This is a genomic window from Mesorhizobium sp. M4A.F.Ca.ET.020.02.1.1, assembly GCF_004022645.1.
GTDB lineage: Bacteria > Pseudomonadota > Alphaproteobacteria > Rhizobiales > Rhizobiaceae > Mesorhizobium.
The window spans coordinates 1-1,092 of the sequence record NZ_RZOI01001164.1; the positions used below are offsets into that span (position 1 = coordinate 1).

Genomic DNA, 1,092 nt, shown 5'->3' on the forward strand with positions numbered 1-1,092 from the left:
GCTGCATGCCGAGCGCCTCGGCCAGCGAGTTCATGGTGGTGGCGGTGCCCATGGTGTTGCAGTAGCCGGTCGACGGCGCCGAGGAGGCGACGATGTCCATGAACTCGTCATAGTTGATCTCGCCGGCCGACAGCCGCTGGCGCGACTCCCAGACGATGGTGCCGGAGCCGGTGCGCTTGCCCTTGTGCCAGCCATTCAGCATCGGGCCGACCGACAGCGCGATGGCCGGGATGTTGACGGTGGCGGCGGCCATCAGCAGCGCCGGCGTTGTCTTGTCGCAGCCGATGGTCAGCACGACGCCGTCTAGCGGATAGCCGTAGAGCACTTCGACAAGGCCGAGATAGGCAAGGTTGCGGTCGAGCGCGGCGGTCGGGCGCTTGCCGGTCTCCTGGATCGGATGGCATGGGAACTCGAAGGGGATGCCGCCCATCGAGACGATGCCCTCGCGCACGCGCTTGGCAAGCTCGAGATGATGCCGGTTGCAGGGTGACAGATCCGAGCCGGTCTGGGCGATGCCGATCAGCGGCTTGCCTGACATGAGTTCGGCGCGCGTCAGCCCGTAGTTCAGGTAGCGCTCGAGATAGAGCGCCGTCATGCCCGGATTGTCGGGATTGTCGAACCACTCCTGCGAGCGAAATTTTTTCTTCTTGGTGGGGGCGCCGGCCATCGTGGTCTCCGTATTTGTATGACAAATCGATATGACAATGCGCGGATGCAGGCAAGGGGCACGCGCCATCCGAACCCGCACTTTGGTGCGATAGACATAAGTCTGCCCCTGCGCTAGGGCTTCCGGGCAGTCTTTCCGGGAGGTTCTTGATGGCTTTGGTGATCGAAGGCGAGGAACGGATTGCCGCACCCCTGCAAAAAGTATGGGAAGCGCTGAACGACCCGGACATTCTGAGGGGCAGCATCCCCGGCTGCCAGAGCCTGGAAAAGAAATCCGACACCGAAATGGCGGCAACCGTCGTGCTGAAGATCGGGCCGATCAAGGCGACATTCAACGGCGAGGTCGTGCTCAAGAACCTCAAGCCTCCGCATTCCTACACCATCCAGGGCGAAGGCAAGGGCGGCATTGCCGGCTTCGCCAAGGGC

Annotated in this window: 2 protein-coding genes; one reads left to right on the plus strand and one right to left on the minus strand. The window is 62.9% G+C overall.

Annotated elements, in window-relative coordinates:
* On the minus strand, positions 1–667 hold a 667-nt coding region (locus EN742_RS35725), incomplete at its 3' end, for a dihydroxy-acid dehydratase (protein WP_189375749.1).
* A 149-nt stretch (positions 668–816) separates the two neighbouring features.
* Here EN742_RS35725 and EN742_RS35730 point away from each other — a divergent pair.
* Positions 817–1,092, plus strand: a 276-nt coding sequence (locus EN742_RS35730) for a carbon monoxide dehydrogenase subunit G (protein WP_148670562.1), incomplete at its 3' end; no start/stop codon positions are given.